The sequence below is a fragment of the Pseudarthrobacter sp. 05T312 genome (genome assembly GCF_056396685.1).
In genome coordinates this window covers 17,260-36,069 of record NZ_JBFTLY010000009.1, presented here as the reverse complement: position 1 = coordinate 36,069, position 18,810 = coordinate 17,260, and the positions used below count along the sequence as shown (strand labels likewise).

The following is an 18,810-nucleotide window of genomic DNA, read 5'->3' as shown; positions in this document are numbered from 1 at the left end:
TAGTTTCTCACGACAGCAGGAGTGCCTGAAACTCGCATTCCCGTCGAGGAATACTTCGCTGTGGTTTCGTCCTGTCAGCCCAGTATTTCGGCCAGGAATTTGCCGGTGTGGCTGGTGGCGGACTTGGCCACCTGCTCCGGCGTTCCTGCCGCAACGATCTGGCCGCCGCCAGAACCGCCGTCCGGCCCCAGGTCAACCAGCCAGTCGGCACTCTTGATGACGTCGAGGTTGTGTTCGATGGTGATCACCGTGTTGCCCTTGTCCACCAGCCCCTGCAAAACCATGAGCAGCTTCCGGATGTCCTCGAAGTGCAGGCCGGTGGTGGGCTCGTCCAGGACGTAGATGCTGCGCCCGTTGGACCGCTTCTGCAGTTCAGCCGCGAGCTTCACCCGCTGTGCCTCACCGCCGGAGAGGGTGGTGGCCGGCTGGCCCAGGCGGACGTAGCCCAGGCCCACATCCACCAGGGTGTTCAGGTGGCGTGCGATGGGTGAGAAGGCGGCGAAGAACTCGGCACCCTCCTCAATGGGCATGTTGAGGACATCGGCGATGGTCTTGCCCTTGTAGTGCACCTCCAGGGTTTCCCGGTTGTAGCGGGCTCCGTGGCACACCTCGCACGGGACATACACGTCCGGCAGGAAGTTCATCTCGATCTTCAGGGTGCCGTCACCCGAGCACGCCTCGCAGCGGCCGCCCTTGACGTTGAACGAGAAACGGCCCGGAAGGTAGCCGCGTACCTTGGCCTCGGTGGTCTCGGCGAAAAGCTTGCGGATGTTGTCAAAAACGCCGGTGTACGTGGCCGGGTTGGAGCGCGGGGTGCGGCCGATGGGGCTCTGGTCCACGTGGACCACCTTGTCCAGGTGTTCCAGGCCCTGGACCGTCTTGTGCCGGCCGGCCACCTGCTTGGCACCGTTCAGCTTGTTCGCCAGCACCTTGTAGAGGATCTCGTTGACCAGGGTTGACTTACCCGAACCGCTCACGCCGGTCACCGCAGTGAACAGGCCGAGCGGGAAGGCGGCGTCGACGTTGACAAGGTTGTTCTCCCGCGCGCCGACGACCCTGATCTCGCGCTTCTTGTCGTACTTCCGGCGCTTCTTCGGTACCTCGATGGCCTTGCGGCCGGACAGGTAATCGCCGGTCAGCGATTCCCGGTTGTCCAGCAGCTCTTTGTAGGTTCCGGAGTGGACCACCTGGCCGCCGTGTTCGCCGGCGCCGGGTCCGATGTCCACAATCCAGTCGGCCACATGGATGGTGTCTTCGTCGTGCTCGACGACGATGAGGGTGTTGCCCATGTCGCGGAGCCGGGTGAGGGTTTCGATGAGGCGGCGGTTGTCGCGCTGGTGCAGGCCGATGGAGGGCTCGTCGAGAACATAGAGCACACCCACCAGTCCCGAGCCGATCTGGGTGGCGAGCCTGATGCGCTGGGCCTCGCCGCCGGAGAGGGTGGCGGACGGACGCTCAAGGTTGAGGTATTCGAGGCCGACGTCCAGGAGGAAGGTCAGGCGGGCCTGGATCTCCTTGAGGACCTGGTGGGCGATCTGGGCTTCGCGTCCGGTCAGCACCAGGTTGTTCAGGAACTCCGCGCAGTCCCGCATGGGGAGGGCGGCGACCTCGGCGATGGACTTGCCGTTGATCAATACCGACAGTGATGCCGGGTTGAGGCGTGCGCCGTTGCAGGCAGGGCAGGGAACCTGCCGCATGTATTCCTCGTACCGGTCGCGGGCCCAGTCCGAGTCCGTCTCGCCGTGCTTGCGGTGGACGTACTGGATGGCCCCTTCGAAGCCGGTGCTGTACTTGCGTTCGCGGCCAAAGCGGTTGCGGTACTGCACTACCACCTTGTGGTCCTTGCCGTGCAGGACGGTCTGGCGCACGTCCTTGCCCAGCTTCTCCCACGGCGTGGTCATGGAGAAGCCTACTTCCTTGGCCAGGCCTTCCAGGAGGCGGTTCCAGTATTCGGTGGTGGCAGTGCCCAGCGACCACGGGGCGATGGCACCCTCCGACAGCGACAGTTCCGGGTTGGGAACGATGAGTTCCTCATCCACTTCCAGCCGGGTGCCGATTCCGCTGCAGGCGGCACAGGCGCCGAACGGGTTGTTGAACGAGAAGGAGCGGGGCTCGATCTCGTCGATCGCGAGGGGGTGCTCATTGGGGCAGGCAAGATTTTCCGAGAATGCCCGGATACGTTCCGGCGCGTCTGCTTCGACGTCCACGAATTCGGCGAGGACGCGGCCTTCGGCCAGGCCCAGGGCGGTCTCGATGGAATCGGTGAGCCGCTGGCTGATGCCGTCCTTGACCACGAGCCGGTCCACCACCACCTCGATGGTGTGCTTGAACTGCTTGCCCAGCTTGGGAGGATCACTCAACTGGACCAGGTTTCCGTCCACGCGTGCCCGGGAATAGCCCTTGGCGCTGAGTTCCTTGAAGAGGTCCACGAACTCGCCCTTGCGTCCGCGTACCACCGGCGCCAGGACCTGGAAGCGGGTGCCCTCGTCGAGTTCCAGGAGCTGGTCCACGATCTGCTGCGGGGTCTGCTTGGATACCGGCTCACCGCAGACGGGGCAATGCGGCCTGCCGACACGGGCCCACAGCAGGCGCATGTAGTCGTAGATCTCAGTGATGGTGCCCACCGTGGACCGCGGGTTCTTGCTGGTGGATTTCTGGTCGATCGACACTGCCGGGGACAGGCCTTCGATAAAATCGACATCGGGCTTGTCCACCTGGCCAAGGAACTGGCGTGCGTAGGCGGACAACGATTCGACGTAGCGCCGCTGGCCCTCCGCGAAGATGGTGTCGAACGCCAGCGAGGACTTGCCGGATCCGGAGAGGCCGGTGAACACGATCATGGCGTCGCGGGGCAGGTCGAGGTCCACGTTGCGCAGGTTGTGCTCCCGCGCGCCCTTCACCACGAGGCGGGAGAGGTCCGGCCGCTGCGGGGCAGCGGAAGGGACGGCGAGGGAAGTGGAGGGGGCAGGGGTTTCTTCAGCTAAGGCTTTAGGCACCCCATAATGCTAATCGAAAACTTTTTCGAACACTGACGGTTCCGCCCTCAGGGAACATCGTAAGCGGCCGCCAGCAGCTTCACGGCTTCGGCGAAGCTGGCACCTTGGGATTTGGCGACGGCGGCGTACGCGGCGGCCGCTTCCGAGAGGCCTCCCAGCCGCTCGTCCCGGGCCGAAACCACTGTCCCGTTCCGGCCCCGGGTGGCAACGACACCGGCAGCCTCCAGTTCCTTGTATGCCCTGGCGACCGTGTGCGGGGCGACGTCGAGTTTCTCTGCGAGGGCGCGGACGGCGGGGAGCCTGGTGCCGGGCGCCAGCGCACCGTTGTCCGCCAGGTGGATCACCTGGAGACGCAGTTGTTCGAACAGCGCCACGCTGCTGGCAGGGTTGGGGCGCCAGGTTCCAGGAAACCCGTCCGGGGCGGTCACAGGCCGCCCTCCAGGACCTCATTGCGGCCGTCCCGTTCGGCGAACTGGGCGTCGTAGAGCTTCGCGTAGTAACTGTCGGCGCCGAGCAGGCTTTCGTGCGTGCCTTGTTCGACGATGCGTCCGTGGTCCATGACGAGAATTAGATCAGCGTTCCGGATGGTGGACAAACGGTGGGCGATCATGAAGCTGGTCCGTCCGTGGCGCAGCCGCTGCATCGCCTGGCGGATGAGCAGTTCCGTCCTGGAGTCAACGGAACTGGTTGCCTCGTCCAGCACGAGGACGGCGCGCCCGGCCAGCTGCGCCCTGGCGATCGTAAGGAGTTGCCGCTGCCCCTGGCTCAGGGGCTCCCCTCCGTTTTCCAGCATCGTGGCATAGCCGTGGGGCAGGGACCTGATGAAGCGGTCGGCATGGGTGGCTTCCGCGGCCGCGACAATCGCTGCGTCCGGCGCCCCGGGCAGTCCGTAGGCAATGTTTTCCCGGATGCTGCCGTCGAAGAGCCAGGTATCCTGGAGAACCACCCCGAACTGGGCCCGCAACTGGTCGCGCGGTATTGCCGCGATGTCCCGGCCCCCCATGGTGATGGTGCCGGATGCAGGTTCCAGGAAACGCATCAGGAGGTTCACCACGGTGCTCTTGCCTGCACCGGTGTGTCCCACGATGGCTACCGCCTGGCCCGGCTCCACGGCGAAGGTGAGGTTGCGCACGGCGGGCACGGCCCCGGGGTAGCCGAACGTGACGTCGTCGAAAACGATGCGGCCGCCGGCCAGCCCGCCGGTGCCATGGCTGCCCTGCTCCGGCGGGTCCTCGCCCGCGTCCAGGAGCACGAAAACCCTTGCGGCCGATGCTGCGCAGGACTGCATCACGTTGAGCAGCCCGCCGACCTGTCCCACGGGCTGGCTGAACAACCGGCTGAACTGGATGAACGCCTGGACCCCGCCGATGGTCATGGCTCCAGCGATAATCTGGAGGGCTCCCACCACCGCGACCAGGATGTAGTTGAGGTTGGACATGAGCACCATCGGCGGCTGGACCACCCCGGCCGCATACTGCGCCTTGGTGGCCGCCCGCGCCAGGCGTCCGTTGCTGCGGCTGAAGACGTCCGCCGCGTATTCCTGGCGGCCGAAGGCTTTGATGACTTCATGGCCGCTGATGAATTCCTCGACGTGGCTGTTCAGTTCGCCGGTCTCTGTCCACTGCCGGGCGAAGTGCTCCTGGGACCGCCGGGCCACCAGGACGGTGATCAGCGTGGAGACGGGGACGGTGGCGATGGCGATCGCCGCCAGCAGCGGCGAAATCCACAGCATCATGGCCAGCGAGCCGCACAGCATCAGGACGGACACGATGAGCTGCGTCAGGACCTGGTTCAGTGCTTGGGCGATGTTGTCGATGTCGTTGGTGGCACGGCTCAGCACATCCCCGCGGGACCGGCCCCGGAAGTAGGTGGACGGGAGGCGGTGCAGCTTATCCTCCACAGACGCGCGCAGCCGATACATGAGCCCCTGCACCGCACGCGCAGTCAACGCCCCCTGTATCCAGTTGAACAGGGATGCGAATACGTACATCAGGGCAACCGCTGCCAGCAGGGCTCCGAGTCGTTGGTCGAGGCTGCCCTGCATGACGCCGGCCACCACTTCGTCGGTGGCGTCTCCCAAGTACTTTGGGGCTGCCACGTTGAGGACAGCGAAGGCGCAGGTGGCTCCAATGGCCCCGAACATCTGGAGCCGGAAGGGCACCAGGAGGCCGAGGAGCCTGCGCGCAGTGGGCCAGAACCTGTACTCCTTGTCCTTGGCTTCTCCCTCCCCTGCCGTCACAGGGTGCCGTCCAGCGCGAGCTGTGATTCGGCAATTTCCCGGTAGGTTGCCGACGTTTCCAGCAGCTCGCGGTGCGTGCCCCGGGCAACGAGGCGGCCGTCGTCGAGCACGAGGATGAGGTCTGCGCCTGCCACGGCTGAGATGCGTTCGGACACCATGATGACCGTTGCATCGGCAAGCGCCTCATCCAGCGCGAGCCGCAACCTGGTGTCTGTGTCGTAGTCCAGGGCCGAGAAGCTGTCGTCGAAAAGGTAGACGGGTGCCTTCCGCACCAGGGCCCTGGCGATGCACAGCCGTTGCCGCTGGCCGCCCGAAAGGCTGGCTCCACCCTGTCCGACGGGGGTGGCGAGCCCCAGTGGAAGGTCTCCCATGAACCGCATGGTCTGCGCCGACTCCAGTGCCGCCCAGAGCTCGTGGTCGGGGGCTGTGGGTGCTGCCATCCTCAGGTTGTCGGCGATTGTCCCGGTAAACAGATGGGAATGCTGGGGCACTACGGCGGTGGCTGCGCGGAGCTGCTCCAGGGACAGGTTCCGGACGTCATGGCCGGCCAGGGTGACGCTGCCCTCGGTTGGGTCGAGGAAACGGGGGATGAGGTTCAGCAGCGTTGTCTTGCCACTTCCGGTGGAGCCGACAATTGCGGTGGTGGTGCCGGCAGCGGCGGTAAAACTGATATCCGCGAGCACCGGCGCCTCAGCTCCCGGGTAGGCGAAGCCGACACCCTGGAAAGTTACGGCTGCCGGCCGCGTAGTGTCCACCCGGAGCTGCCCCCCGGCCGCGGCTGGGCTGCTGACAGACGGCTCCGTATCCAGCACCGCCTGGATGCGTTCGGCACAAACGGAGGCCCGCGGCGCCGTCATCAGCACGTACATTGACATCATGATGGCCAGCAGTATCTGCATGATGTAGGCGATGAATGCCGTGAGCGCGCCGAGGTTCATCAACCCCGCCTGGATGCGGTGGCCGCCGAACCACACCACGGCCACCGAGCTGATGTTGACCACCAGCATGATCATGGGCAGCATCCCGGCCACCAGGAGTGCCGAACGCAGGTTGTTGGCGGTCAGCCGGGCGTTGGTGGCCGCGAACCGCCGCATTTCATGGCCCTGGCGGACAAAGGACCGGATCACATCTGTCCCGATGATCTGTTCGCGCAGGATGCCGCCCGACCGGTCCAGCAGCTCCTGCCCTTCCCGGTAGAGCGGGATGAGGCGCCGGACGATCGAGTACATGACCAGCAGGAGCAGCGGGACAATGACGATTACCACCGCGGACAGGGCCACATCCTGCTGGACGGCCAGGACGATCCCGCCGATGCCCATGGCCGGCCCGGCGAACAGCATGGTGAAGACAAGCAGGGCGAACGCCTGGATCTGCTGGACGTCGTTCGTGGCGCGCGTGGTCAGGCTGTGGGTTCCGAACAGGGCCACATCCTGTGACGAGAAGGACTGGATCCGGTTGAAGACGTCCGCCCGCAGCCGGTGCCCGATCTTCATCGCAACAAGCGCGCCGACATAGCACGCAGCAATGGCGGACGCCGCCTGCACCACCGCGATGGCTGCCATGAGCACACCGAGCCTGGAGATCACCCGGGGTTGGCCAGCCACGATTCCGTCATCAATGATGGCTGCGTTCACGGTGGGCAGCAGCAGGTTTGCCGCTGCCTGGACCAGTTGGAGGACGATGATCGCCCATACGTGCCCGCGTTGGCCGGCAAGCTGCCGCCTCATTAGTCCGACCAGCAAAATACCCCCTGTACATGCCTACGGCCGACCAGGGGCCAGCGGCTTGACCCCTCAACTACAGAGACCATTGTAAGCCAGATCACTTTCAGCTGGTGTCACACGCTGTGACTGGTCCGAAAACATGTTGGGAGGGCAGGCGCTAACCCGTCTTCCGGCCCACGGCGAAGATCCGCCTGAAGGGAAACACCGTGCCATGGGGCCCGCCCGGATAGGCCTCCCGCAGGGCCGCCGCGTACTCGGATTCAAAGCGCTTGGCATCCTCGCTCCCAAGGGCGCCCATCACCGGCCGCAGTGCGGTGCCGCGGACCCACTCCAGCACGGGGTCCGGCCCCTGCAGGACGTGCTGGTAACTGGTTTCCCAGGCATCCGCGGCCCAGCCGGCGTCGAGCAGGATGCCCAGGTAGTCCCGCGGCTCCCCCACGGTTTCCCCGCCCCGCAGCACGCCGCCCAGCTTGCCTGACCAACGTTCGGACGCTGCGAGCTCCCGCATCAGGGAATGGGACGGGGCGTTGAAGTTTCCGGGCACCTGGAAGGCAAACCAGGCCCCGGGCGGGAGGACATCGAGCCACCGGCGCATCAGGTCCTGGTGGCCGGGGACCCACTGGAGCGCCGCGTTACTCACCACGACGTCCGTCCCCGCCGGAGGCATCCACGTTGCGATGTCCGCCTGTTCAAACGACAGTCCCGGAACGTCCTTTGCCAGCGGGGCTGCGCGTGCCAGCATCTCGGCGGACGAGTCCAGGCCAACCACCCGGGCTTCGGGCCACCGTTCGGCCAGCGAGGCGGTCAGGTTCCCCGGACCGCAGCCGAGGTCGACGACCCGTGCCGGACGGTCGGCATGGATCCGTCCGGTGAGATCGAAGAACGGCCTGTTCCGGTGGTCATCGAACTGGACGTACTTTGCGGGGTCCCATTTCATGAATTCTCCAGGTTCTAGCATGCACACGGGCAAGGCGAAGCCTAACCCGGCCGGGGCGCCCCTTCGGCCCGCAACGTGGCACTAAGGTTGAAGTCAATGAAACTCGTTGACCAGCTGAGCGATCTGTCCGTCCCCAACGCCGCCGCCGTCGACCCCGACGCCCTGTACAGCCGTTTTGTGGACTGGACCGAATCCCGGGGCCTGTCGCTGTACCCGGCACAGGACGAGGCCATCATGGAGCTGGCAACGGGGGCCAACGTCATCCTCGCCACCCCGACGGGATCCGGTAAGTCACTGGTGGCCATTGCCGCTCACTTCCAAGCCATGGCCCAGGACCGGCGAAGCTACTACACCGCGCCCATCAAGGCGCTGGTGTCCGAAAAGTTCTTTGCGCTCTGCGACATCTTCGGCGCGGAGAACGTCGGCATGATCACCGGTGATTCCGGGGTTAACCAGGATGCACCCATCATCTGCTGCACGGCCGAGATCCTGGCCAACATCGCCCTGCGGGAGGGCTCCGCGGCGGAGCTCGGAGCGGTGGTCATGGACGAGTTCCATTTCTACTCCGACCCGCAGCGCGGCTGGGCCTGGCAGGTCCCGCTCCTGGAGCTTCCGCAGGCACAGTTCCTCCTGATGTCCGCAACCCTGGGCGATGTCAGCCGGTTCGAAGAGGGGCTGTCAGCGCTCACGGGCCGCGCCACCACCACGGTGAGTTCTGCGGAGCGGCCCATTCCGCTGCATTACTACTACCACCAGACCCCGGTCCACGAGACGCTGGAGGAGCTTCTCTCCACCAGGCAGGTGCCGGTCTACGTGGTGCACTTCAGCCAGCTTGAGGCGATCGATCGCGCCCAGAACCTGATGAGCATCAACGTGTGCACCCGGGAGGAAAAGGACAAAATCGCGGACCTCATTGCCAATTTCCGGTTCGCCGCCGGTTTTGGCAAGACACTGAACCGGCTGGTCCGGCACGGAATCGGTGTACACCACGCCGGCATGCTGCCCAAGTACCGCCGGCTGGTGGAGCAGCTGGCCCAGGCCGGACTCCTTAAGGTGATCTGCGGGACGGACACGCTGGGCGTTGGCATCAACGTCCCCATCCGCACCGTGCTGCTCACCGCCCTGAGCAAGTACGACGGCGTCCGAACCAGGCTGCTCAACTCACGCGAGTTCCACCAGATTGCGGGCCGGGCCGGCAGGGCGGGTTACGACACCGCCGGGACGGTGGTGGTCCAGGCGCCCGAGCACGTGATTGAAAACGTCAAGGCCATGGCGAAGGCCACAGCAAAGTTCGGCGACGACCAGAAGAAGCTCCGCCAGGTGGTTAAGAAAAAGCCGCCCGAAGGTTTTGTGTCCTGGGGTGAGCCCACGTTCAAACGGCTGGTGGAATCTGTCCCGGACCCGCTGACGTCCAGCTTCACGGTGACGCACGCCATGCTGATGAACCTGATGGAACGGCCCGGCGATCCCTTCTCAGCCGCCAGGCGGCTGCTCACCGAAAACCATGAGCCGCGCTCCTCCCAGCTGCGGCTCATGAAGAAGGCGCTGGGAATCTACCGCGAGCTCCTCGCCGCCGAAGTCATCGAGCGGATCCCGCCGCAGGAACAGGGCCCGGATGGCCGCACAGTCCGCCTGACGGTACACCTGCAGCCCAACTTCGCCCTGAACCAGCCGCTCTCCCCCTTCGCACTTGCCGCACTGGACCTCCTTGACCCGGAGTCGCCGTCGTACGCCCTGGACGTGGTGTCCGTCATCGAGGCGACCCTGGAGAAACCCCGGCAGATCCTCTCGGCGCAGCAGAAGAAGGCCCGCGGCGAAGCTGTGGCGGCCATGAAGGCCGACGGCATCGACTATGACCAGCGGATGGCCATGCTGGAGGACGTAACCTACCCGCAGCCGCTCGCGGAAATCCTTGGCGAGGCCTTCGAGGTGTACCGCAAGGCCGCACCATGGGTGGGCGACTTCGAACTCGCCCCCAAGTCCGTGGTCCGGGATATGTACGAGCGGGCCATGAACTTCGGCGAATTCGTTCAGTTCTATGGGCTGGCCAGGTCCGAGGGCATCGTGCTGCGGTACCTGGCGGACGCTTTCAAGGCTCTCCGGCAGACGGTGCCGCAGGACATGCTCCGTGAGGACCTGGCGGACCTGACCGCCTGGCTCGGTGAGCTGGTCCGGCAGGTGGACTCGAGCCTGCTGGATGAGTGGGAAGAGCTGGCATCCGGTGTGATGCCCACGCCGCACGACGCTCCACCACCCCCGCCGCCGTCGCTCACCTCCAACATCCGCGCCTTCCGGGTGATGGTGCGGAACGAAATGTTCCGCCGCGTGGAGCTGTTCGCCGACGAGGACGCCACGGCGTTGGGAGAGCTCGACGGCGCCGCCGGCTGGGGTGCCGGGCGCTGGGAGGATGCGCTGGATGACTACTTCGACGAACACGACGACATCGGGACGGGACCGGACGCGCGCGGCCCCGGTTTGCTGATCATCACCGAAGAACGCGGGACCTGGAAGGTGCGCCAGATCTTCGACGACCCTGCCGGCAACCACGACTGGGGCATCTCGGCGGAGGTGGACCTGGCGGATTCCGACGCGACCGGAACGGCCGTGGTGCGGGTGACGGATGTGAACCGGCTCTAGCCCCGGACTGGCCCGGCGCATCCCCTGCGGCGGGCGCGACGGAGCCGGCGGTAAGCTCGGATAATGAGTGTAATCCGCCCCGCAAACCGGCAAGACGTACCCGCCATCCTCCGGATGATCCACGAGCTGGCACGTTACGAGAAGGAACCCGATGCTGTCCGGAACACCCCGGAAATGCTGGAGCGGGCCCTGTTCGGATCGAACCCGAGTGTCTTTGCCACCATGGCCGAGGACAGTGCAGGCGAGGTGCAGGGTTTTGCGTTGTGGTTCCTGAACTATTCCACCTGGGAGGGTGTGCACGGGATCTACCTGGAAGACCTGTACGTCAGTCCGGACGCCCGCGGCGAAGGGCACGGCAAGGCCCTCCTCCAGCACCTCGCGTCGACCGCCGTGGAGAACGGCTACGCGCGCGTGGAATGGAGCGTGCTGGACTGGAATGAGCCCTCCATCAACTTCTACCGCAGCCTCGGCGCCCGGCCCATGGACGGCTGGTCCACGTTCCGCCTGACGGGCGTGGAACTGGACCGTTTCGGCCAGGCAAGCTCCCTTCCCGCTGCTGCCCGTGGCTGACGTGCGCCGGGCGGCGGCCCCCGTTGCGGGACACGAGGTCAGGGCCAGGCACGAATTCCGCGGGATGCGCACGGTGGAGCACTACTTCACCGTCCCCCTGGACCATGCCGCGCCCGCCGGCGAGGCCATCACGGTTTTCGCCCGTGAGTACGTATCTGCGGCCCACACCCCCGAGGCTGCCGCTCAACTTCCCTGGCTCCTCTTCCTGCAGGGCGGCCCGGGCGGGCGCGGCAACCGGTGGGGCTCCCTGGGCGGCTGGAGCAAGGCCGCAGCGCAGGACTTCCGCATCCTGATGCTGGACCAGCGCGGCACCGGCCTCTCCACTCCCCTTGACCGCAACACCCTTCCCGCCCGTGGGACCGCCGCTGAACAAGCCGCGTTCCTGGAGCACTTCCGCGCTGACTCGATCGTGGCGGACGCGGAGTTGATCCGCCACGCCCTGGATTCCCCTCCCTGGACCATTTATGGGCAAAGCTATGGCGGCTTCTGCGCCCTGACGTACCTGTCCTTCGCCCCGGAAGGACTCCGCGAAGCCCTCATCACGGGCGGCCTGGCCCCCCTCGCCGGCAGCGCGGACGACGTCTACCGGGCCACCTATCAGCGCGTGGCGGCACGGAACGACGAATACTTCGGCTGGTATCCGGAAGACCGGGAGACGGTGGAACGCATCGCCGGCCACCTGCGCCGCACCCCGGAGTTCCTGCCCGACGGCAGCCCGCTCACGGTGGGGCGGTTCCAGATGGCGGGCGCATTCCTGGGCGGCAACACCCGCGTGGACAGCCTGCATTACCTGCTGGAGGACGCGTTCGTGGAAAAGTCCGGTGTTCCCCGGCTGTCGGACACGTTCCTGGAACAGATGCAGGCGGTGGTCTCACGACGATCAAACCCGCTGTATGCGCTGATGCACGAGTCCATCTACGGCCAGGACCAGGCCACCAACTGGTCAGCCTGGCGCATGCTCGGCGAGAACCCCTGGTTCAGGCCTGACGCCGAGCCACTGCTCCTGACCGGCGAAATGGTATACCCGTGGTACTTCGAACAGGACCCCGCACTTGAGCCGCTGCGGGAAGTGGCTGACCTGCTGGCGGCCAAGCAGGATTGGACGCCACTGTACGACCCCGCGGTGCTGGCGGCTAACACAGTTCCGGCCGCGGCGGCGGTGTACACGGATGACATTTACGTGGACCGGGATCTGTCCCTGCAGACGGCAACCGCCGTGAACGGGCTGCAGGTCTGGGAGACTGCCGACTTCCATCATGACGGGATCGCCGACGACGGTGAGCGGATTTTTGCCCGACTGCTGGGCATGGCACGCTCAGGCGGGCGCTGACCGCCGGCGTGATGTTCGGGTGACGACGGCGGCGCCCAGGACGGCTGCGCCAACCAGTCCGCCGAGCAGGTTCAGGCCGAGGTAGCCGGCGTAGCCCAGGACGAGCCCGGACGCCGCCCCGCCTACGGCACCTGCGGCGCCCATCAGCATGTCGGACACGCCCTGCACGGCCACCCGGGCTTCCCTGCCGACGCTTTCGGCCAGCAGCGTGGAGCCGGAGATCGTCGCCGCAGACCAGCCCATGCCCAGCAGGACCAGCCCCACGGCCACCGCGCCGGTTGAGGACTCCCCCAGGCCGGCGACCGCGACGGCAGCGATCAGCAGCATGAAGCCAATCATGATGGTCTCCAGCCTCCCTGCCCTGTCGGTCAGCCATCCCATCAACGGAGACAGCGCAAACATCCCGGCGATGTGCAGGGAGATGGTGAACCCGATGATCACCAGTACGTCCCCGGCGGCAATGTGGTCCGCGTGCTGGCCCGGCCCCTCCACCAGGTGCTGCAGGTGAAGAGGAGTCATGGACATGACGCCCACCATCACTGCGTGGGCTGCGACGACGGCGGAAACTGCGAGCAGCGCCGGCCGGGAACCGCGAATGGCCTGCAGGCCGCGGTGGAGCGACCGCCGGCCGTGTGGCGGGGCTGCGGCCGGGCGTTCCCCTTCCCCCGGCACGGTGGGAACGGTGGATGCCGCTGCAAGTTGGCGTGCCAGCAGGAGCGGGTCCGGCCGCAGGCCCGCGAACAGGAGCACCGCGGCGATGAGGAGACCGGCCCCGGAAATCACGAATGGGCCCGCGATGGGGGGAAGGCCCAGGAGTGTTCCCACGACCGTTCCGGGCTGGATGAGGTTGGGGCCGGCGACGGCACCAACCGTGACCGCCCAAACCACCGTGGACAGTGCCCGGCCGCGGTGTTCGGCGCCGGCCAGGTCCACGGCGGCAAACCTTGCCTGCAGGCTCGCTGCCGTGCCGACGCCAATGCCTGCCGAGCCGAGCACCAGCAGGACGAAAAGCCCGGACGCAACGGCCAGGACCATGAGGACAGCGCCGGCCAGGGCAGCCGAGAGGCCGGCCACCTGGCCAGCCCGCCGTCCACGGCGTTCCGCCAGCGAGGCCAGCGGCAGGGCCGCCGCGGCGGCGCCCAGGGTCATCACGGTGGCCACCGAACCCGCCCAGGCGCTGGAACCGGAGAGTTCCACGGCGAGGATGGAGCCGATGGACACGGTTGATCCGGTCCCGAGTCCACCAAACACCTGGGCCACGCTCAGCAGCAAAACGGTTCGCCGCTGCACACGGCGCGCGTCCGGATCCATCACAAGCGTGCGGCCCATGATCTGAGCATAGTCCTGCGTCCACGCGTCCCACAGGGGTGTGGGCCGATGCGTCCTGCGGAGGCTTAAACAGGTAATCCCGGCCGCGTGGGCGGCCGGGATTACCTGTCGTGTTGACGCGGGCAGGTGCCTACTCGGCGTCGCTGTGGCTCTTCCGGGCGTCCTCTTCGAGGCGCGGATCGATCTTGGCGGCCTGGGCCTTGGAGCTGAGCAGGCTGGCGATAACGGCGACGATGATGGTGCCCACAATCACGGCGAGTGAGACGAAGGTGGGGATTTCGGGTGCCCACTCGATGTGGTGTCCGCCGTTGATGAAGGGAAGCTCGTTGACGTGCATGGCGTGCAGGACAAGCTTGACGCCGATGAACGCCAGGATGAAGGACAGGGCGTGCTTGAGGTAGATGAGCCGGTTCATCAGGCCGCCCAGCAGGAAGTAGAGCTGCCGCAGGCCCATCAGGGCGAACAGGTTGGCGGTGAACACGATGAAGGGGCTCTGGGTGAGGCCGAAGATCGCGGGGATCGAGTCCACGGCGAACAGCAGGTCAGTGAGGCCGATGGTGATGAAGACGATCACCATGGGGGTGAAGACCTTCCTGCCGTTGACGACGGTACGCAGCTTGCCGCCGTCGAACTTCTCCGACATCGGGATAACCTTGCGGATCTTCGCAATCAGCGGGTTCTCGCGGTCCTCTTCCTCTTCACCCTCGTCCTGGGCCTGCTTCCAGGCTGTCCACAGGAGGAAGGCGCCGAAGATGTAGAACACCCAGCTGAACTGTTCGATGACGATGGCACCCAGCATGATGAAGATGCCGCGCAGGATGAGCGCAATGATGATGCCCACCATCAATACTTCCTGCTGGTATTTCCGGGGCACGGAGAACCTGGCCATGATGATGATGAAGACGAACAGGTTGTCGATGCTGAGGCTGTACTCGGTTACCCAGCCTGCGACGAACTGGCTGCCGAATTCGGGCCCGGTGAATGCGAACATGGCTCCGGCGAATGCCAGGGCAAGGGTGACGTAGAAGGTTACCCACAGGCCGGCTTCCTTCATGGACGGTTCGTGCGGGTGCCGCACCACCAGGAGAAGGTCAACCAAAAGAATCAGGCCGAGGACGGCAAATGAGCCAACCTCAAACCACACAGGCAAATCGAGCACGGGAAAGCCTTTCGCAGGGTACACAAAATGGTGTAAGTCTCTCCGGCCGGCGTTTGCACTGTGTGCTGATGTGGCGGCCCGCTACGCCCGGCAGGGCAGCTTTGCCCTGCGTGTTGACGATCGTAGCGCTTGGGATACTCCCCTACGTGCCTATAACTCTACCCCAGGCAGTCGCGGGAGCGCTCCGGTCAGCACCCGCGGGATAACGTTTTCCAATTTCCATTGACGCCCGGCGAAGGCCCTTGCAATAATCTCTCGCAGCGAGAAAGCGGTTTCTCGTCCAACCTGGGTCACTTTCAGAAAGTCAGGGTCAATGAAGACTTCCCTTCGCTCCGGCATCGTGCTCAAAACGCTCGCCGCGGCCGCCACGGTCACCATGCTCGCCGCCGGCTGTACGCCCGCGTCGTCGACCGACAGCGGCGGAAACGTCACGGTCCGCTTCACCTGGTGGGGCAACGACCTGCGGAACAAACAGACGCAGCAAGTGATCGACGCCTTCCAGGCCTCGCATCCCAACATCAAGATCCAGGCTGAACCCGGCGTGTGGAGCAGTTACTGGGACAAGCTCGCCACCACCACCGCCGCGAACGACTCTCCGGACGTGATCCAGATGGACCAGGCCTACATCGCTGAGTACGGCGGCCGGGGTGCACTCCTGGACCTGTCCAGGCAAAGCAACATCGACACGTCGAAGATCGACCAGGACGCTTTGAAGTCCGGTCAGGTGGGCGGCAAGCAGTACGGCCTGAGCACGGGGCAGAACGCCAAGGCGGTGATGATCAACACCAAAATGTTCCAGGATTACGGGGTGCCCGTCCCGGACGACAAGACCTGGACCTGGGATGACTACGCAAAGACTGCCGCCGCTGTGGCCGCTGCGGCGGCCAAGGCGGGCCAGACCAACTACGGCAGTTCCTACTCGCTGACGGACTCCGACCTGAACACCTGGGCCATGCAGCACAGCGAGTCGCTGTACTCGGCCGATGGCGGACTTGGCTTCAAGGAGGCCACGGCCACGTCCTTCTTCCAGAACGTGCTGAACCTGCGCAACAAGGGAGCTGCCCCTCCGGCCAACATCGCCACGGAGGACATCAGTGCGCCCGTGGAACAGACCCTGTTCGCCACCGGCAAGACGGCAATTTCCTGGTGGTGGACCAACCAGGTCAACGCCCTGCAGTCCGCACTGAAGACCGACGTGAAGATCCTCCGCGCCCCCAGCTCCGGCGGCAGCGCCAAGGAGAACGGCATGTCCTACAAACCCTCAATGTTCTGGTCCGTTTCCTCGAGGAGCAAGCACCCGAAGGAGGCTTCAGAAGTTGTCAACTACATGCTCAACAACCTGGATTCGGCGAAAACAATCCTGACCGAGCGCGGCTTTCCCACGAACACGGATGTCCAGGCGGCCATCGATCCACAGCTGACGCCCGCGGATAAGGCCGCTGCCGCATTCCTGAAGGACGTCAAGCCGGAGCTCAAGAGCGGCCCTCCTGTCCCTCCCACCGGTTCTTCCGGAGTCCAGGCGTTGATCCAGCGCTACAGCACCGACGTCCTCTTCGACCGCAAGTCCCCCGCCGACGCTGCGAAGGGCCTGATGCAGGAAGCAAAGGCCATGATCGACTCGGCCAGGAAATAGGTCAGGAAGCACATCGCCAACAAGAACGGCGGACACCCCACCAGCAGGGTGTCCGCCGTTCCTGGCTTTCAGGCCGGCGCGCTGCCGGCACAGGGTGCCCGGACCGCCAAGCTAGGCGTGGCCTGCCGCCTGCATCTGGCGCAGCTCCTTCTTCAGTTCGCTGACCTCATCGCGGATCCGTGCCGCCACCTCGAACTGCAGCTCCGCCGCGGCTCCGTGCATCTGTTCGGTGAGTTGCCCGATCAGGCCCACCAGGTCCTCGGCCGGCGCGGCCGCCAGCCCGTCGGAACGGACCTGTGCAGCGCCCTTCTTGGCCCCGGGCTTGTTCGCCCCCGTGATGCCACGTTTGCCCTTGCCGTAGTCGAAGCTGCCCAGCAGCGCATCGGTATCGGCGTCTTCCTTGGCCAACTGGTCCGTGATGTCCGCGATCTTCTTCCGCAGCGGCTGGGGATCGACGCCGTGTTCCTTGTTGTACGCCACCTGGATGGCGCGGCGCCGGTTGGTCTCATCGATGGCGTTGGCCATGGAGTCGGTGATCCGGTCCGCATACATGTGCACCTGGCCGGAGACGTTGCGGGCGGCACGTCCGATGGTCTGGATCAGCGAGGTGGAGGAGCGCAGGAAGCCTTCCTTGTCCGCATCCAGGATGCTGACCAGGGACACCTCCGGAAGGTCCAGGCCTTCACGGAGGAGGTTGATGCCCACCAGGACATCGAAGGACCCCAGCCGCAGCTCACGCAGGAGCTCCACGCGCCGCAGGGTGTCGACGTCGGAGTGCAGGTATTCGACTTTCACGCCGTGGCCCAGCAGGTAGTCGGTGAGATCCTCCGCCATGCGTTTGGTCAGCGTGGTCACCAGGACGCGCTCATCCTTCTCCACGCGGGTCTTGATCTCGCCCAGGAGGTCATCGATCTGCCCCTTGGTGGGCTTGACCACCACCTCGGGATCCACCAGGCCGGTGGGCCGGATGATCTGCTGGACGAAACCGTCCGCCTTGCCCAGCTCGTACTTGCCGGGGGTGGCGGAGAGGTAAACGGTCTGGCCCACGCGTTCCAGGAACTCGTCCCACTTCAGCGGCCGGTTGTCCATGGCAGAAGGTAACCGGAACCCGAAGTCCACCAGGTTCCGTTTGCGGGACATATCTCCTTCGTACATGGCGCCGATCTGGGGGATGGTCACATGGGACTCGTCCACCACCAGCAGGAAGTCGTCCGGGAAGTAGTCGATCAGGCAGTGCGGCGCGGTGCCGGGCCCGCGGCCGTCAATATGCGCCGAGTAGTTCTCGATGCCGTTGCAGAAACCCATCTGCTGCATCATTTCGAGGTCGTACGTGGTGCGCATCCGCAGCCGCTGGGCTTCGACGAGCTTGTTCTGGCTTTCCAGCACCTTGAGCCTGTCTGCCAGCTCATCCTCGATCCGCTTGATGGCCCGAGCCATCCGTTCCGGGCCGGCCACATAGTGGGAGGCCGGGAAGACGTACATCTCTTCCTCGTCGCGGATGACCTCGCCGGTGAGCGGGTGGAGGGTGTGGATGCTCTCGATCTCGTCGCCGAAGAACTCGATCCTGATGGCCAGTTCCTCGTACATGGGAATGATTTCCACGGTGTCACCGCGCACCCGGAAAGTGCCGCGGTGAAAGTCCATGTCGTTGCGGGCGTACTGCATGGAGACGAACTTGCGGAGGAGGTCGTCCCGATTCATCTCGGCGCCGCGGCGGAGGGTCACCATGCCGGAAATGTATTCCTCGGGGGTTCCCAGGCCGTAGATGCAGGACACCGTGGCCACCACGATCACATCCCGGCGGGTCAGCAGCGCGTTGGTGGCGGAGTGTCGGAGCCGTTCCACTTCCTCGTTGATGGAGGAATCCTTCTCGATAAAGGTGTCCGTCTGCGCCACGTACGCTTCGGGCTGATAGTAGTCGTAGTAGGAAACGAAGTATTCCACGGCGTTGTTGGGCAGCAGTTCGCGGAACTCGTTGGCGAGCTGCGCCGCAAGGGTCTTGTTCTGCACCATGACCAGGGTGGGCCGCTGCACCTGCTCAATAAGCCAGGCGGTGGTGGCGCTTTTGCCGGTACCGGTGGCGCCAAGCAGCACCACATCCTTCTCGCCGTTGTTGATCCGCTCCGTCAGCTCCGCGATGGCGGCCGGCTGGTCGCCCGCGGGCTTGAACTCGCTGATCACTTCGAAGGGCGCTACAACACGGTTGATCTCCTGCGCAAGGCTCATGAATCTAATTTACCGCCGGGCACCGACATG

Annotated in this window: 12 protein-coding genes; 4 read left to right on the top strand and 8 right to left on the bottom strand. The window is 65.4% G+C overall.

Annotated elements, in window-relative coordinates; translation table 11 throughout:
• Positions 1-74: 74 nt before the first annotated feature.
• The 5 genes from uvrA to AC1DIP_RS13075 form a co-directional block, all read right to left on the bottom strand.
• Entirely contained in the window at positions 75-2,996 is a 2,922-nt protein-coding gene (uvrA, locus tag AC1DIP_RS13095; protein WP_477734004.1) for an excinuclease ABC subunit UvrA, read from the bottom strand.
• Positions 2,997-3,043: 47 nt separating this feature from the next.
• Complete coding sequence (locus AC1DIP_RS13090; RefSeq protein ID WP_476210970.1) at positions 3,044-3,424, bottom strand: GntR family transcriptional regulator; 381 nt, start codon at positions 3,422-3,424, stop codon at positions 3,044-3,046.
• Complete coding sequence (locus tag AC1DIP_RS13085; protein ID WP_477734057.1) at positions 3,421-5,139, bottom strand: ABC transporter ATP-binding protein; 1,719 nt, start codon at positions 5,137-5,139, stop codon at positions 3,421-3,423. Before AC1DIP_RS13085 ends, AC1DIP_RS13090 begins: the two co-directional genes overlap by 4 nt.
• A 92-nt stretch (positions 5,140-5,231) precedes the next feature.
• Positions 5,232-6,962: an ABC transporter ATP-binding protein gene (locus AC1DIP_RS13080; protein WP_477734003.1), complete on the bottom strand. Its 1,731-nt coding sequence runs from the start codon at positions 6,960-6,962 to the stop codon at positions 5,232-5,234.
• Between the two features lie 154 nt (positions 6,963-7,116).
• The gene (locus tag AC1DIP_RS13075) at positions 7,117-7,896 is read right to left on the bottom strand and encodes a trans-aconitate 2-methyltransferase (RefSeq protein ID WP_477734002.1); all 780 of its coding nucleotides are present in this window, start codon (positions 7,894-7,896) and stop codon (positions 7,117-7,119) included.
• Between the two features lie 96 nt (positions 7,897-7,992).
• Between AC1DIP_RS13075 and AC1DIP_RS13070 the strand changes: the two genes are divergently transcribed.
• From AC1DIP_RS13070 to AC1DIP_RS13060, 3 genes are all read left to right on the top strand, one after another.
• Positions 7,993-10,533: a DEAD/DEAH box helicase gene (locus AC1DIP_RS13070; protein ID WP_477734001.1), complete on the top strand. Its 2,541-nt coding sequence runs from the start codon at positions 7,993-7,995 to the stop codon at positions 10,531-10,533.
• A gap of 63 nt (positions 10,534-10,596) precedes the next feature.
• Positions 10,597-11,103, top strand: a complete 507-nt coding sequence (locus tag AC1DIP_RS13065) for an N-acetyltransferase family protein (RefSeq protein WP_477734000.1) — start codon at positions 10,597-10,599, stop codon at positions 11,101-11,103.
• A gap of 64 nt (positions 11,104-11,167) precedes the next feature.
• Positions 11,168-12,433 carry an alpha/beta fold hydrolase gene (locus AC1DIP_RS13060; RefSeq protein ID WP_477734056.1) on the top strand — a complete coding sequence of 422 codons (1,266 nt, stop codon included), beginning with the start codon at positions 11,168-11,170 and terminating at the stop codon, positions 12,431-12,433.
• Here the strand turns inward: AC1DIP_RS13060 and AC1DIP_RS13055 are convergent.
• On the bottom strand, positions 12,419-13,762 hold the full coding sequence (locus tag AC1DIP_RS13055; protein ID WP_477733999.1) for an MFS transporter: 1,344 nt from the start codon (positions 13,760-13,762) through the stop codon (positions 12,419-12,421). The two genes, AC1DIP_RS13060 and AC1DIP_RS13055, sit on opposite strands and share 15 nt — an antisense overlap.
• Before the next feature lie 130 nt (positions 13,763-13,892).
• Positions 13,893-14,921 carry a TerC family protein gene (locus tag AC1DIP_RS13050; protein ID WP_477733998.1) on the bottom strand — a complete coding sequence of 343 codons (1,029 nt, stop codon included), beginning with the start codon at positions 14,919-14,921 and terminating at the stop codon, positions 13,893-13,895.
• Positions 14,922-15,234: 313 nt separating this feature from the next.
• Here AC1DIP_RS13050 and AC1DIP_RS13045 point away from each other — a divergent pair, with 313 nt between their 5' ends.
• Positions 15,235-16,554 carry an ABC transporter substrate-binding protein gene (locus tag AC1DIP_RS13045; protein ID WP_477733997.1) on the top strand — a complete coding sequence of 440 codons (1,320 nt, stop codon included), beginning with the start codon at positions 15,235-15,237 and terminating at the stop codon, positions 16,552-16,554.
• Positions 16,555-16,665: 111 nt separating this feature from the next.
• Here AC1DIP_RS13045 and uvrB read toward each other — a convergent pair whose 3' ends face one another.
• Positions 16,666-18,780, bottom strand: coding sequence for an excinuclease ABC subunit UvrB (uvrB, locus tag AC1DIP_RS13040; protein WP_476210955.1), 2,115 nt, complete (start codon positions 18,778-18,780; stop codon positions 16,666-16,668).
• Between the last annotated feature and the right edge of the window lie 30 nt (positions 18,781-18,810).

Coding starts and splice junctions, on each gene's coding strand:
- uvrB (WP_476210955.1), bottom strand. CDS start 18,780: ATGAGCCTTGCGCAGGAGATCAACCGTGTTGTAGCGCCCTTCGAAGTG.
- AC1DIP_RS13080 (WP_477734003.1), bottom strand. CDS start 6,962: ATGAGGCGGCAGCTTGCCGGCCAACGCGGGCACGTATGGGCGATCATC.
- AC1DIP_RS13065 (WP_477734000.1), top strand. CDS start 10,597: ATGAGTGTAATCCGCCCCGCAAACCGGCAAGACGTACCCGCCATCCTC.
- AC1DIP_RS13045 (WP_477733997.1), top strand. CDS start 15,235: ATGAAGACTTCCCTTCGCTCCGGCATCGTGCTCAAAACGCTCGCCGCG.
- AC1DIP_RS13070 (WP_477734001.1), top strand. CDS start 7,993: ATGAAACTCGTTGACCAGCTGAGCGATCTGTCCGTCCCCAACGCCGCC.
- AC1DIP_RS13055 (WP_477733999.1), bottom strand. CDS start 13,762: ATGGGCCGCACGCTTGTGATGGATCCGGACGCGCGCCGTGTGCAGCGG.
- AC1DIP_RS13075 (WP_477734002.1), bottom strand. CDS start 7,896: ATGAAATGGGACCCCGCAAAGTACGTCCAGTTCGATGACCACCGGAAC.
- AC1DIP_RS13085 (WP_477734057.1), bottom strand. CDS start 5,139: ATGTTCGGGGCCATTGGAGCCACCTGCGCCTTCGCTGTCCTCAACGTG.
- AC1DIP_RS13060 (WP_477734056.1), top strand. CDS start 11,168: ATGCGCACGGTGGAGCACTACTTCACCGTCCCCCTGGACCATGCCGCG.